This window comes from Streptomyces sp. NBC_01717, from assembly GCF_036248255.1.
Taxonomy (GTDB): domain Bacteria; phylum Actinomycetota; class Actinomycetes; order Streptomycetales; family Streptomycetaceae; genus Streptomyces.
Window position 1 is genome coordinate 130690 of sequence record NZ_CP109179.1, and the last position, 13320, is coordinate 144009.

At 66.1% G+C, this 13320-nt stretch carries 8 protein-coding genes and 9 pseudogenes; 10 read left to right on the plus strand and 7 right to left on the minus strand.

The features are described 5' to 3' along the window. Positions 1-35: 35 nt before the first annotated feature. Positions 36-1037: a polyprenyl synthetase family protein gene (locus tag OHB49_RS42875; RefSeq protein ID WP_329166994.1), complete on the minus strand. Its 1002-nt coding sequence runs from the start codon at positions 1035-1037 to the stop codon at positions 36-38. 384 nt (positions 1038-1421) lie between these two features. Between OHB49_RS42875 and OHB49_RS42880 the strand changes: the two genes are divergently transcribed. The 3 genes and pseudogenes from OHB49_RS42880 to OHB49_RS42890 all read left to right on the plus strand — a co-directional run. Further along, on the plus strand, positions 1422-1559 hold the full coding sequence (locus tag OHB49_RS42880) for a hypothetical protein (protein ID WP_329166996.1): 138 nt from the start codon (positions 1422-1424) through the stop codon (positions 1557-1559). 66 nt (positions 1560-1625) lie between these two features. Then, positions 1626-1715, plus strand: a pseudogene (locus tag OHB49_RS46015) (hypothetical protein); the annotation flags it as partial. A gap of 167 nt (positions 1716-1882) precedes the next feature. Further along, a pseudogene (locus OHB49_RS42890) lies at positions 1883-2139 on the plus strand (IS5/IS1182 family transposase); the annotation flags it as partial. Positions 2140-2182: 43 nt separating this feature from the next. Here OHB49_RS42890 and OHB49_RS42895 read toward each other — a convergent pair. Continuing rightward, positions 2183-3390, minus strand: a pseudogene (locus OHB49_RS42895) (RNA-guided endonuclease InsQ/TnpB family protein). Positions 3391-3441: 51 nt separating this feature from the next. Here OHB49_RS42895 and tnpA (OHB49_RS42900) point away from each other — a divergent pair. Next, positions 3442-3870 carry an IS200/IS605 family transposase gene (tnpA, locus tag OHB49_RS42900; RefSeq protein ID WP_329166998.1) on the plus strand — a complete coding sequence of 143 codons (429 nt, stop codon included), beginning with the start codon at positions 3442-3444 and terminating at the stop codon, positions 3868-3870. Between the two features lie 144 nt (positions 3871-4014). Here the strand turns inward: tnpA (OHB49_RS42900) and OHB49_RS42905 are convergent. Then, positions 4015-5218: pseudogene (locus tag OHB49_RS42905) on the minus strand (IS110 family transposase). A 230-nt stretch (positions 5219-5448) separates the two neighbouring features. Here OHB49_RS42905 and OHB49_RS42910 point away from each other — a divergent pair. The 3 genes and pseudogenes from OHB49_RS42910 to OHB49_RS42920 form a co-directional block, all read left to right on the plus strand. Further along, a pseudogene (locus tag OHB49_RS42910) lies at positions 5449-5757 on the plus strand (transposase); the annotation flags it as partial. Between the two features lie 534 nt (positions 5758-6291). After that, positions 6292-6930, plus strand: coding sequence for a sigma-70 family RNA polymerase sigma factor (locus OHB49_RS42915; protein ID WP_329167000.1), 639 nt, complete (start codon positions 6292-6294; stop codon positions 6928-6930). Positions 6931-7185: 255 nt separating this feature from the next. After that, on the plus strand, positions 7186-7926 hold the full coding sequence (locus OHB49_RS42920) for a sigma-70 family RNA polymerase sigma factor (RefSeq protein WP_329167002.1): 741 nt from the start codon (positions 7186-7188) through the stop codon (positions 7924-7926). Here OHB49_RS42920 and OHB49_RS42925 read toward each other — a convergent pair. Next, on the minus strand, positions 7916-8176 hold the full coding sequence (locus OHB49_RS42925; RefSeq protein WP_329167004.1) for a hypothetical protein: 261 nt from the start codon (positions 8174-8176) through the stop codon (positions 7916-7918). The genes OHB49_RS42920 and OHB49_RS42925 overlap by 11 nt on opposite strands. Before the next feature lie 152 nt (positions 8177-8328). On the opposite strand from OHB49_RS42925, the pseudogene OHB49_RS42930 reads away from it, so the two are divergent. Both OHB49_RS42930 and OHB49_RS46020 read left to right on the plus strand, forming a co-directional pair. After that, positions 8329-8490: pseudogene (locus OHB49_RS42930) on the plus strand (helix-turn-helix domain-containing protein); the annotation flags it as partial. Positions 8491-8551: 61 nt separating this feature from the next. Further along, positions 8552-9013, plus strand: a pseudogene (locus OHB49_RS46020) (winged helix-turn-helix domain-containing protein); the annotation flags it as partial. A gap of 226 nt (positions 9014-9239) precedes the next feature. Here the strand turns inward: OHB49_RS46020 and tnpA (OHB49_RS42945) are convergent. Next, on the minus strand, positions 9240-9668 hold the full coding sequence (tnpA, locus tag OHB49_RS42945; protein ID WP_329166998.1) for an IS200/IS605 family transposase: 429 nt from the start codon (positions 9666-9668) through the stop codon (positions 9240-9242). Between the two features lie 51 nt (positions 9669-9719). Between tnpA (OHB49_RS42945) and OHB49_RS42950 the strand changes: the two are divergent. Beyond that, positions 9720-10927 (plus strand): annotated as a pseudogene (locus OHB49_RS42950) (RNA-guided endonuclease InsQ/TnpB family protein). A 151-nt stretch (positions 10928-11078) separates the two neighbouring features. Here OHB49_RS42950 and OHB49_RS42955 read toward each other — a convergent pair. Further along, positions 11079-11504 (minus strand): cold-shock protein, encoded by a 426-nt coding sequence (locus OHB49_RS42955; RefSeq protein WP_443079714.1) that lies wholly within the window; start codon positions 11502-11504, stop codon positions 11079-11081. Positions 11505-12080: 576 nt separating this feature from the next. Further along, a pseudogene (locus OHB49_RS42960) lies at positions 12081-13234 on the minus strand (ISL3 family transposase). Positions 13235-13320: the final 86 nt, after the last annotated feature.

Below are 13320 nucleotides of genomic sequence, written 5' to 3' on the forward strand. Positions count from 1 at the left end.
TCGGGAGAGCGGGTCGTGGAGTCGGCGCTTGGCACTCAGTGGTTCCGGTGGTTAATCAGCCGTGCGATTGCGTGGAGTTCGTCGCGCGGCCCTGGGGCCGGGTCAATCTCGTCCAGGGATTCGAGAGCCGCGGCGAGCCGGCGGTCCACCTCGGCTTCGCACCACTTGCGGCCGCCGGCCTGCTCGATCAGCTCGGCGGCGGTTTCGAGGTCGGCGGAGGTGAGCGGCTCGGGGCTCAGATAGAGCTCGGCCAGGTGGTCGGCCTGTGGGGTTCCGGTGGTCAGGGCGGCCACGACGGGGAGCGATTTTTTGCGTGCTTGGAGGTCGGCGAGGGCTGGTTTGCCGGTGACGGCGGGGTCGCCCCAGATGCCCAGCAGGTCGTCGGTGAGCTGGAAGGCGAGGCCGAGTTGGTAACCGAAGTCGTGGGCCCGCTGGACGTGTTCGGGCGACGCTCCGCCGGTGAGCGCGCCGAGGGCGCAGGCGCAGCCGATGAGGGAGCTGGTTTTCCCGGCCGCCATGGCCAGGGTCTCGTCGAGGGTGACGGCGGTGTCCGGGCGGTCCGCGAGGCTGAGGTCCGCGCTCTGGCCGTCGACGAGCTTCAGGAGCGTGTCGGAGAAGTGCCGCATGGCGGTCAGGACGACGGCAGGCGAAGTCTGGGCGAGAAGGTCGAATGCCAGGACCAGCATGGCGTCGCCCGTGAGGAGCGCGCGGGGGACGCCGAAGGCGGCCCAGGCGGCGGGGCGGTGTCGGCGCAGGGTGTCCCTGTCCATGATGTCGTCGTGGACGAGTGAGAAGTTGTGGACCAACTCGACGGCCGCGGCGGCTGGCACTGCGAGATCTGCGCTGCCGCCGACAGCCTCCGCCCAGAGCAGCGCCAGCGCCGGGCGAACGGCCTTGCCGCCGGCGCGAGACTGCGGCATGCCGTGTTCGTCCGTCCAGGCGAAGTGGTACCTGGCTATGCGGCGGACCGGTTCGGGCAGGCGGTCGACCGCGGCACGGAGGGTCGGCTCGATCATGGCGCGGGCACGGCTCGTCATCGCCGGTCGCGGGTGGTCGAGTTGCCCCGTCGCACGGTCGGGGCTCGGGCTCGGGCTCCGATTGTCCATTTCCGGGCATTTCCGGCCACCGCTCACTGCTTCGCTGGTTCTGGTGTACACCACTAGATTCGGCCTCCTTGCGTCGTGCGCAGCGGCAGACAGTTTTACCCGAAACAGAGGTACCGAAATTGAACAGCCCGCCCCGAACTGGTGGTACGTGCACGAGCCGCCCGGCGGGTATTAATTCTCGGGCATGCTGCGGCGGACCGATCCAGTCGTACGTTGCGTGGCTCTCGCGGTGTTCCGTTTCCCGCGCGGCTGGCCGGAATCGTACTGCCACGCCCCCAAACTGTGCTACCCCCCGTATTCGCCATAAGAGGAGCCATGAACTCCGCTCGTGTCCCCTTCCGCTGGCTTGTCGACTGCCATGACCTCGGTCTCACCGTGCTGACCGGCCATGACAACCTCGAGCGGCAGGTGCAGTGGGCGCACAGCATCGAGTTCGCAGACCCCACCTCCTAGCCGAGCAGCGGCGAGCTGCTGCTGACCACCGGCCTGCGGCCGTCCGGGTCGGTCATCAACAGTGGCCTGTGCGTCCGGCGGCTGGTCGGGGCCGACGTCGCGGCCCTCGGCTTCGGGACCGGGCTTACCCACCAACGGGTGCCGCCCGCCCTCACCGAGGCCGCCGCGGAGCATAGCCTGCCGCTTCTGGAGGTGCCGCTGCCGACGCCGTTCGTCACCGGCAGGTCCGGCAGGTCCGGCAGGTCGATCTTCGGGAGCATCTTTTCGACCCGCTTGCGCAGCCAGTTCAGCGACTTCGGCTCACCCAGCGCGTGGACCTTAACTGGGGCCGGCTGCACGAGGCCGTCCTGCACCAGCTCGACGACGCCGGCCTGATCGACGTCTCCCGTCCTCGACTCCGCCCACGTGCGCGCTATAAAGGGGCGAACTTTCAGGTCCGAGCCGCGTGGACCGAGGCGAGCCGGGTTCCAAGATGCGCATCCTGTCGGACGCGAACGGACTTCCCTTGATCGTCGGCCTCTCCGCCGCCAACACCCACGACAGCGAAGGGCTGAAGCCCATGGTGGCCGGTCACCAAACGATTCCCAGTGACTCCTCCCCCTCGTGGACGAGGGGGCTGCTCGCTATGCCGGTACGGCTTCGCGACGGGCCAGCCCGGCCCGTAGAACGTTCAGGGCGCCCACCGTGTCCGCGTGCGCGCTGTGGTCGCACGAGACGCAGTGGAACTTCTCCTGTGTGGGCCGGTTCTCCGCTGCGACGTGCCCGCATTCGGGGCAGGTCCGGGAGGTGTTGCGGGGGTCCACAGCGATCACGTCTCGTCCGGCACTTTCAGCCTTGGCGTGCAGGATCGTCAGGAACACCCCCCATCCGGCATCCGAGATCGAGTGGTTGAGTCCGGCCTTTGCGGCGGCCCTGTTGGGCAGGGAGCGGCCCGGCTGGTCGGGGTCGGGCCTCGGTGCGGGGGCCTTGACCATGTTGCGGATCTTAAGGTCTTCGTGCGCGATGAAGTCGTGTTCGCGGACCAGGCCCAACGCGGTCTTGTGTGCGTGATCAAGGCGCTGACGGCGGACCTTGCGGTGCAGGTCAGCAACCTTCTGGACCGCCTTCTTACGCCGACACGCCGGTTGCCGCGGCGCTTGCACCGAGCGAGCCCCTGCTGTGCTGCTTCGAGCTTCGCGGCGGCCTTCCGCCCGTGCCGGGGATTCTCGATGAACTCGCCGCCCGAGTCGGCAAGAAAGTTCGCTATGCCCATGTCGATGCCGACCACTGAGCCGGTCGCGGGAAGCGGCTTGGGCGCGGTCTGCTCGGCGGTCAGGATCACGTACCAGCGCTTGCCCTCACGCTTGAGGGACACGGTCTTAACCTTGCCGACCACCGGCCGGTGCTGGTTGACCTTGACGTGCCCGACACCTTGGAAGCGGACGCGGGTGGCCGGGTCGTGCGGGGTGGAGTCCCAGCGGCAGCCGTCCCCGTCCTTGGGGAAGTCGACCGTGTCGAACCAGTTCACGCCACGAAAGCGCGGGTAGCCCGGCGTTTCCCCGGCCTTGACGCGGCGGAAGAACGCGGCGAATGCCTTGTCGAGACGGCGCAACGTCGCCTGCTGGGAGGAGAAGGACCACCGGCCCTGCCGCTCCGGGTCGTGCGCCCGGATCTCCTTGAGCTGCGCGGACTGCGATCCGTACTTGATGCTCGTCTTCGACACGTGCCGGTAGGCGTCACGGCGCTCCTGCAAGGCACCGTTGTAGAGGGAGCAGTGATCCCGCAGCATCTCGCCCAGCACGATCGTCTGGCCCACGGTGGGCCGCATAAGGAACTTATACGCACGAATCATCCGACCCACCCCCTTCCACGTCGGCTCGCTTGATCATACTACCCTTGGCGTATGTCACCACGCTGGAAGTCAAACCCCGATATCCGCACCGGACGCCACGTCACCTACGACCTCCACGCACACTTGGTGTTTGTCACCAAGTATCGGCGTGACGTTTTCGATGACGCCATGCTCAAACGGTGCGAGGAGATCATGCGAGAGGTCTGCGCCAGCTTCGAGACAGAGCTACGCGAGTTCAACGGCGAGGCGGATCACGTGCACCTGTTGGTGCACTACCCGCCAAAAGTCGCCCTGTCCAAACTGATCAACTCCCTCAAGGGCGTCAGCTCCCGGTACCTGCGGGCCGAGTACACCGGCCGCATCAACCGGATCGGCATGGGGTCAGTGTTCTGGTCCCGCTCCTACTTCGCAGGATCATGCGGCGGTGCACCGCTGACCGTGATCCGCCAGTACATCGAAGGCCAGAAGCGGCCTATCTGACCTTAACGACAGAGGCGGAGCGAACTCCGGCGCTTCGCGCCTCCGGGCTTAGGATGCGTTTCCCTCCCCGGCTGAAGCCGGGGATACCCACGCAAGAACAGAGATGGAGTTGTCAATCCCGGCTGGTGACTCGCCGTAAGTGGATCAGCCCAGCGCGATAGGGTTCGGCGGTGCGGTGATCTCGAAGGTACGGCCGTCGCGTATGAGGGCCCACAAGACATTCAAGCGGCGGCGTGCAAGGGCGATGACGGCCTGCTTGTGACTCTTACCTTCGGCTCGTTTGCGCTCGTAGAACGCCTTCGAGACGGGGCAGCATCGGGCGGCGACCATGGCAGACATGTAGAAGACCCGCAGAGGACGTCGGCGGTAGCGCCGTGGTCGGCGCATGTTGCCGCTGATGCGTCCCGAGTCTTTGGGGACAGGGGCCAGGCCGGCGACGCCGGCGAGGCGGTCGGAGCTGCCGAAGACGCTCATGTCACCGCCGGTGTGGGCAATGAACTCGGCGCCCAGGACAGGGCCGAGGCCGGGCATGCTCAGGATGACCTCGCCGGACGGATGGTCGCGAAGCCGGCCCTCGATCATGGCGTCGGTCCCGGCGATCTCCGCATCGAGGGCCATCACCTCCGTCGCCAGCTTGGCCACGACAACGGCGGCCAGCTTCTCCCCGGCCACGGCGGTGTGCTGGGCTTCGGCGGCCCCGAGTGCGGTGGCCGCGACGGCCTTGTAGTTGCGGACTTTTCGGTTCTTCAGCCACGTCGTGAGCCGGTTGTTGCCGATCCTGCGCAAGGCAGCCGGGGTCTGATAAGTGGTGAGGAGTACCAGTGCGGCCTTGGAGGTCTTGTAGTCGAAGGCGCGTTCCAGGGCGGGGAAGTACTCCAGCATCTGGGCCCGCATCCGGTTGATCGCCCTCGTGCGGTCAGCAGCCAGATCCAGGCGGCGAGAGGTAAGAGTGCGCAGGTCCACGGCGATTTCGTCACCGCGGCGCATCATCTTCAGGTCACGGCGCATGCGGGCTTGGTCCGCGATGACGAATGCGTCCTTCGCGTCGGTCCTCCCCTCGCCTCGGTAGGAGGCTGCTGCGTGGTGGACGGTGCGGCCGGGGATGTACAGGACCCGCTGTCCGTTGTCGGTCAGCAGCGATCATCAGAGCGGCCCCGCCGGCGTTGAGATCGATCGCCCAGGTCACCGGCGCGCCATCGCTCAACGCGAGAACGTCCGCGATCAGTTCGAGCAGTGTGGCCTCGTCGTTGGCCACCCGCCGCGACAGCTCCCGCTTGGCGTCGGTGTCGATCACCACGCAGTGATGCTCGGCCTTGCCCGCGTCCGTACCGGCCCACAGCTCAGGCACGGTCACCCCCGAAATCGTTGCCTGTATTTGTCCCAGCAGACGACTTCGCCAGCATGTCCTTACCGAGCGACCCTGTCGCGCGCATCCCAATGAGTGGTCGAGTCGTCGCGGGCGGCCAGGCGGCCAATCGTTTGAAGCCACCACTGGGCTGGAGACACGCAGCCACACCCAGCATCCCTGGGCCTTCCGATCCTACGAGTGACCGGAATCAACCCAGCAACAACGTAAGGAGACACGACCCCCACCGCGGCAGGTACTTCAAGCCCCAGCGCCCGCACGCCGACAAGGCCTACGACATCCCCCACCTGCGAAAATGGTTACGGGGCAAACGCATCGGCGTGCGCATCGCCCGCAAAGGCATCGAGTCCAGCGAACGATTAGGACGCCGACGAGGGGTGATCGAGCGGACCATGTCCTGGCTGACCGGCTACCACAGACTCAACCACCGCTACGAACGCTACCCCCGCAACTACCTCGCCCTTCTCGGCCTCGCCGCCGCCCTCTGCTGCTACAAACGCTTCCTCAAACTCACTACATAGGACACCGTCTAAACCAGCATGTCGGGTGCCCAGCCTGGCAGAAACCGCTGGCCACCCACGGCGAAGATGTCTCGTCACGATGCCGCAGGGATCGCGATCGGACGACGCACCCTCGGACACCCGATCCGGGATGGGGTATGCCCTGCTCAAACGGAGTTGAGAGCTTGGAGAAGGACGGACGGCCCCCACACAACCAGAGCGATCGTGCGGGGCATCGGACCGCCCGGGCCGGACCAAGCGGGAACCCGATCGCCCGCAACGGACCGGCCCCCTGGAGGGCCGTCACCGAGCGGGATGCAAAAGGTGGAACTACATCCAGTCCATTCGGGATGCGCCCAGTACGCAACAGTGGGCCCAAGACTCACTTACGCACGCTGGTTGAGAACGGTTCCATCGGCGTGACGTACGTGCCTGGTGTCGCTTCGAGGGCGGTCGTACGTCAGGTGGCCGATGTTTCCGAGGACGTACCTGAGCAGAGTGTTTCCTGTCAGCAGACGGGGCGGCGGACCGCCCCGTCAAAAGAGGGGGATCACTATGACAACCGCGCTCCTCACCCGCCGCAACGCCGGCCGCCACGACACCCCCCTCCGTGACACGACCCACCCGCCCACGGCAACCCCCACGACGCACCGCGCACATACAGCTCCGGCTCAGCGGACCGCCACCGCGGCCCAGATGGAAAGCATCGTTGAGCTGCACGGATCCGCACTGCACCGATTCTGCCTGTCGCTGACACGTGGCGACCGCTGGCGTGCGGAGGAGATCACACAGGAAACCCTGATCCGGGCCTGGAAACACCCCAACGCACTCGACGCCAGCCGCGAGTTCGAATCGTTCCGGCCCTGGCTGTTCACCGTCGCCCGACGCATCGCGATCGACGCGGACCGAGCACGCCGAGTACGGCCCCCCGAGTGCAACGACGCCGTGCTCACCCTGATCCCCGAACCCGAACACGGCTACGACCGACTACTGGTCGCAGAACTGATCCACAAAGCCCTCGCATCGCTGACGGCGGAGCAACAAGCCGTCATCCACTGCCTGTACTTCAGATCACTGACCGGGCTCGAAACCGCAAAAGAACTAGGCCTGCCCCTCGGAACCGTCAAATCCCGCACCCACTACGCCATCAAAACACTCAAGCACGCACTCAAAGAAGCCGGCTTCGCAAAGTAAACGCCCCAACACCAGGGCTGGCGGGCTCCCCTCGGATCACTTTCAGCATCACCTCGCCGCAAATTGCAGCGACAACAGCGATGTGTCATGAGCCATCTAGCATCCGCGGAACCAGATCCGGTCGCAGCGCCTCCCTGTCCGTATTGCATCGCCTCCCCCGCCCGTGCATCTGCAGCGGGATATCCGGCGCCCGCCACCTAGGAATGCGAGAAACCCATGTCAGCACCCACCACGTCAGCGCCTGCCGTACCCCTAGTGTCGACCACGTGCACCATCGAACGTCCTCGGCACGCACCCTCCTCATCAGCTCCCGGACGCCGGACGCTGCTACGCCCTCAGCGCGGCTATGACGATCCGGTCTCCCCGCCGCACCCTCCAACTGCGGCCACGACCCGAAGTAGCCACTCCTCCGCGGCAAACCCGGGGACACCGGACGAGGCCGAAGGACAGGCTCCGCCCCTCACCCCACAGCGGCGAGCAGCCCTCATCGAGCAGCTGTACACAGAGAACGCCCGCTATCTCACGTCCCTGCTGCTGTCGCGCGTCGACGGCGACAGGCAGATGGCGGAGGACATCGTGCAGGAGACGATGCTGCGGGCCTGGTCCCATGCCGAGAAACTGTCCGCCGAGCCCGAGGGCGCGCGGCCATGGCTGATCACCGTCGCCAAGAACGTGCTCACTGACCTCCACCGGCGCCGTCAGTGCCGACCGCAGGAGATCGCCTACAACCCCTCCTGGCCCAGTCACGTGCCCATCAGCACGGATATCGCCGCACGCATCGTGAGCGCCCTGACCGTCCAGCAGATCCTGCCCAAGCTCACACCGCAACAGAGCGACATCGTCCGACGGGTCTATCTGATGGGTCACTCAATGGAAGAAGTCGCCAGCGCACTCGGCATACCACAGGGCACCGTCAAGTCACGTCTGTTCTACGCCCTACGTTCCATGGCACAGATCCTGACACGCGCAGACGCGCACGCCGACCTCAACCGATGAGGTCAGTGGTGCGTACGGTCCCGCTGCTCACCGGGACGGCGGCCACACGCACCAGAGCTCCACGGATGCTCCAGTCGACCCAGGCTGCGTCGACAAACGGCACCAGCGAGCACCGCGACTTGAGAACATCACCGGTAAGTTCGCCGCCCCAAGCGCCGCCGCGGATCTCGCCGTCCGGCTCGAACGCTGCTGTACACGCGGCGGGCGAAACCTTGAGGACGGCCTGGTGAGTCTGCTCGGTGATGGTCATCCTGATTGGTCCATGGATACTCTGCCGTTCAGGGCGGAGAGGAAACGGACTCCTGCGGAGCAGGGCAAGGGCTGCGATTCGCCGCTAGGGCGGATCACAGTGCACTGGCCTCCAGGTTTGATCTTCACATGCGGTCGCAATAGTTTGTGAGCATGAGCGCGAACCGTGTGAAGCGGGCGTTCAAGTACTGCTTCCAGCCGACGAATACGCAGGCAGCCGAGCTGTCGCGCACGTTCGGATGTGTGCGGAAGGTGTACAACGTGGCGCTTGCTGCCCGCACGCAGGCCTGGACGCGGCAGAAGCGGGCCAACTACTGAGGATTTCGGGTTGTCGTCGGGTAGTGACGGTTCGTGATCCCTGCGGTATGCCGTTGGTATGCGTTATCCGGAGGGTGGGGGCCTGACTGCTGAGCGTCGGGCGTTTCGTGAGGGGATCCGGTTCCAGGCCGGCGGGCGGTTCGCAGCGGGTGAGAAGACCGCGGTGATCGCAAAGGATCTGCGGGTGAGTGTGCGGTCGGTGGAACGCTGGCGCCGTGCCTGGCGCGAGGGCGGGTTGGAGGCCTTGCGCTCGGCCGGACCGGCGAACTCCCCGGCCGTCACCGATGCCCAGTTCGCCGTGCTGGAAGAGGAATTGGGCAAGGGGCCGGCCGAGCACGGCTTCGAAGATGAGCGGTGGACCCTGGCCAGGGTCCAGACGGTGATCCGCCGCCAGCTCCGGCTGAGTCTGTCGGTGGCGACGGTATGGCGGCTGCTGAAACGGCACGGCTGGTCCTGGCAGGCACCCGCCCGCAGAGCACTCGAGCGCGACGATCACGCCGTCGAGCTGTGGAAGAAGGAGACATCCCACGCGGACAACGAGTCAAGCTGCTTCGGTGGAGAACTCTGCCGGTGGCTGGTTGGGGAAGGCCTTGGTCTCGTCGTAGGTGGCTACGACCTGGAGGCAGTGGAAGAGCATTCCCATCTCTGTTCTTGCGTGGGTATCCCCGGCTTCAGCCGGGGAGGGAAACGCATCCTAAGCCCGGAGGCGCGAAGCGCCGGAGTTCGCTCCGCCTCTGTCGTTACGGTCAGATAGGCCGCTTCTGGCCTTCGATGTACTGGCGGATCACGGTCAGCGGTGCACCGCCGCATGATCCTGCGAAGTAGGAGCGGGACCAGAACACTGACCCCATGCCGATCCGGTTGATGCGGCCGGTGTACTCGGCCCGCAGGTACCGGGAGCTGACGCCCTTGAGGGAGTTGATCAGTTTGGACAGGGCGACTTTTGGCGGGTAGTGCACCAACAGGTGCACGTGATCCGCCTCGCCGTTGAACTCGCGTAGCTCTGTCTCGAAGCTGGCGCAGACCTCTCGCATGATCTCCTCGCACCGTTTGAGCATGGCGTCATCGAAAACGTCACGCCGATACTTGGTGACAAACACCAAGTGTGCGTGGAGGTCGTAGGTGACGTGGCGTCCGGTGCGGATATCGGGGTTTGACTTCCAGCGTGGTGACATACGCCAAGGGTAGTATGATCAAGCGAGCCGACGTGGAAGGGGGTGGGTCGGATGATTCGTGCGTATAAGTTCCTTATGCGGCCCACCGTGGGCCAGACGATCGTGCTGGGCGAGATGCTGCGGGATCACTGCTCCCTCTACAACGGTGCCTTGCAGGAGCGCCGTGACGCCTACCGGCACGTGTCGAAGACGAGCATCAAGTACGGATCGCAGTCCGCGCAGCTCAAGGAGATCCGGGCGCACGACCCGGAGCGGCAGGGCCGGTGGTCCTTCTCCTCCCAGCAGGCGACGTTGCGCCGTCTCGACAAGGCATTCGCCGCGTTCTTCCGCCGCGTCAAGGCCGGGGAAACGCCGGGCTACCCGCGCTTTCGTGGCGTGAACTGGTTCGACACGGTCGACTTCCCCAAGGACGGGGACGGCTGCCGCTGGGACTCCACCCCGCACGACCCGGCCACCCGCGTCCGCTTCCAAGGTGTCGGGCACGTCAAGGTCAACCAGCACCGGCCGGTGGTCGGCAAGGTTAAGACCGTGTCCCTCAAGCGTGAGGGCAAGCGCTGGTACGTGATCCTGACCGCCGAGCAGACCGCGCCCAAGCCGCTTCCCGCGACCGGCTCAGTGGTCGGCATCGACATGGGCATAGCGAACTTTCTTGCCGACTCGGGCGGCGAGTTCATCGAGAATCCCCGGCACGGGCGGAAGGCCGCCGCGAAGCTCGAAGCAGCACAGCAGGGGCTCGCTCGGTGCAAGCGCCGCAGCAACCGGCGTGTCGGCGTAAGAAGGCCGTCCAGAAGGTTGCTGACCTGCACCGCAAGGTCCGCCGTCAGCGCCTTGATCACGCACACAAGACCGCGTTGGGCCTGGTCCGCGAACACGACTTCATCGCGCACGAAGACCTTAAGATCCGCAACATGGTCAAGGCCCCCGCACCGAGGCCCGACCCCGACCAGCCGGGCCGCTCCCTGCCCAACAGGGCCGCCGCAAAGGCCGGACTCAACCACTCGATCTCGGATGCCGGATGGGGGGTGTTCCTGACGATCCTGCACGCCAAGGCTGAAAGTGCCGGACGAGACGTGATCGCTGTGGACCCCCGCAACACCTCCCGGACCTGCCCCGAATGCGGGCACGTCGCAGCGGAGAACCGGCCCACACAGGAGAAGTTCCACTGCGTCTCGTGCGACCACAGCGCGCACGCGGACACGGTGGGCGCCCTAAACGTTCTACGGGCCGGGCTGGCCCGTCGCGAAGCCGTACCGGCATAGCGAGCAGCCCCCTCGTCCACGAGGGGGAGGAGTCACGGGAGATCAGCAGCTCCTGCGCCCGTTTGGGTGATCGCTACCTGCCGAGAACCTGTACGCCCGGACAGCGCCGGTCTGCCGGTACCCGGGCAGGTCAGCCCCGCTTCGTGCCCGGTCAGTCCTCGGTCCAGCCGTGAACTTTGGCGAACTGCAGCAACCCGCTGCGGATCTGCAGGATCTGGGATCCGGTCAGTGACGGTTCGGACTCCAGCAGGACGTCGGTCACCTCCTTCGTGTACTCGACTGTACCGAGCACATCGCACAGGGTGTCATCGTCCGCCGATCCGGAAACGATGCCGACCGCGGGTCTCGAAGGAATCAGCAGCTTCCCGCCGGAACCCTCGGCGAGCCGGACAGACGATGCCTTCAGCCCGCGGTCACCTTCCTCGATCTCGAACGCCACCGCCGTGCCTCTGCGCACACAGGACTCAGGGATCAGTAGATCGTTCGCATGAACGAAAGCATCCTCACCGCCATGATCGGGTGAAATAAAACCGTATCCCCGTGCTCCGTTGAACCGCACCACACGACCAGTAACCACACCAACCCCCAGAGAAGAAGCCGGGCCCCTTGCCCGTTGTCACACATAGCCCGCCCAAAGGGGCCGGAAAGTTCACTCGCCGGCACCGAGCGAACGACCGGCCCGGCGCGGGCCCTCTGCATACGCGCCTCGCACCCAGGGATCTCCCGCCCGCAATGCCCGCGCAGCAACCACTTCGGGGTGATGCCCCACACAGCAGCGTGGATCATCCAGCCGCCCCACCGCGAGAAAATCCGCCGTCGCACACGTCCCGTGATCACACCAGCCCCCATGCGGACGCACCACACGCGCAGGCACCACCAGTACCCCGTTCGTCGGCCGTCTGTCGAAATTCACCATTCCCTGTCCTGTCCCAGATCCGACTCAGCCGGGCGGGCGGCAACACGCCCGGACCCTATGCACGTAACTACGCACACTCAGGCCCCAGGGATCAGCACACTCGCAGCCGCCTGAAAACACTCCTGGGAACTTGAAGTTCCCTCTCTGATCCGGACAGGTTGATACTGGGGTAGATGGGTCCCGGGGCTGCAGGAAGAACGGGTCTGGCCCGTAGTCGGTGGTAACGCCGGGTGTCCGTCAGGGCAGGAGGATGCGGTGGCGGAGGAGATCGAATCCGGCGCGTCCGTGCATCTGCCGCATGATCCTTTTGGTGCGGGTGTTGACGCCCTCGGTGCGGCGTAGGGCAACGTGAGGCCGGCGTCCACGGCAAGCCGGTCGATTTCGAGGCCATTGGTGAAGCTGCGCAGGTAGGGCAGATCGGCGGCGCGGGCGGCTGCGATCCACGCGGTGAGTTTTCACGTCGTTGCCCTCGCTACGCCCGCATGCCCGGACCCCAGGCGTGTTCAGGGCCAGGTTGAGGCGGCGGGAGCAGTCGAGGAGGCCGATGCCTTGACCGAGGAGCTCGTGGATCTTGTTCCAGCTTCGCGGGTGCTCTGTTCGCGTACTTCGCCGGGGCGGGGCGGGTTGATGGTGGCCCAGCAGGTGGCGTGCGCGCGGATCTCGAGCAGGGTTTTGTCGCAGAGATTTCGCCATAGGTGCCATCGGTCGCTGACCTGCACCGCGTCGGGCAGGGGGCGGCGGACGGCCTCGGCGTAGGTGGCCGAACCGTCCCGGCACACGACCTCGACGCCAGGATGTTCGCGCAGCCAGGACTCGAGGGTGGCCGTCTCGCGGTCGGGCAGGACTTCGACGCGTCTGCTGGTTTCGGCATCCGTGATGATCGTGGCGTAGCGGCGGCGCGGGGCGAAATCGTCCACGCCGATCACCCGTGGGACCGCCTGCTGCGGCAGCGGCAGGCGCCGCAGATGGCGCAGAGCGGTGCTGCGGGGAACGGGCACGCCATGAGACCAGCGAGGCGTGCGGCCGCCCGGCCGCATGACTCCCGTGCCTCCTGGGATATCTGCCGGGCAAGCCGCACCGTGCGGCGCTGATGGCGCTCCAGCAGTCCGGAAATCTGCTCGCGGAAGGTCTGTTTCCGGCAGTCCAGGGCTGGACAGACCAGCCGCCGTACCCGCAGGCGGGACTGGGCGGCCGTCGACCGGCACGTCCGTCACCGTCCGACGGTGATACCCGTGCACCCTCGCCGTCGGCGTACGGCTTGCCGGACACGGCACCACCACATCCCGCGTGCGGGCCGTGACCACCACTGCGTCACCACCGTCCACCACGTCCTCGACGACGAGCACCGACAGCCCGGAAAGCACCGTTCCGACAAGGGAGTTGACATCCATCACGAGATCACGATCGCGGATAGCTACTCGACGTCACCACCGACTACGGGCCAGACCCAGAAGAACGGTGTAACTCCTGATCATGG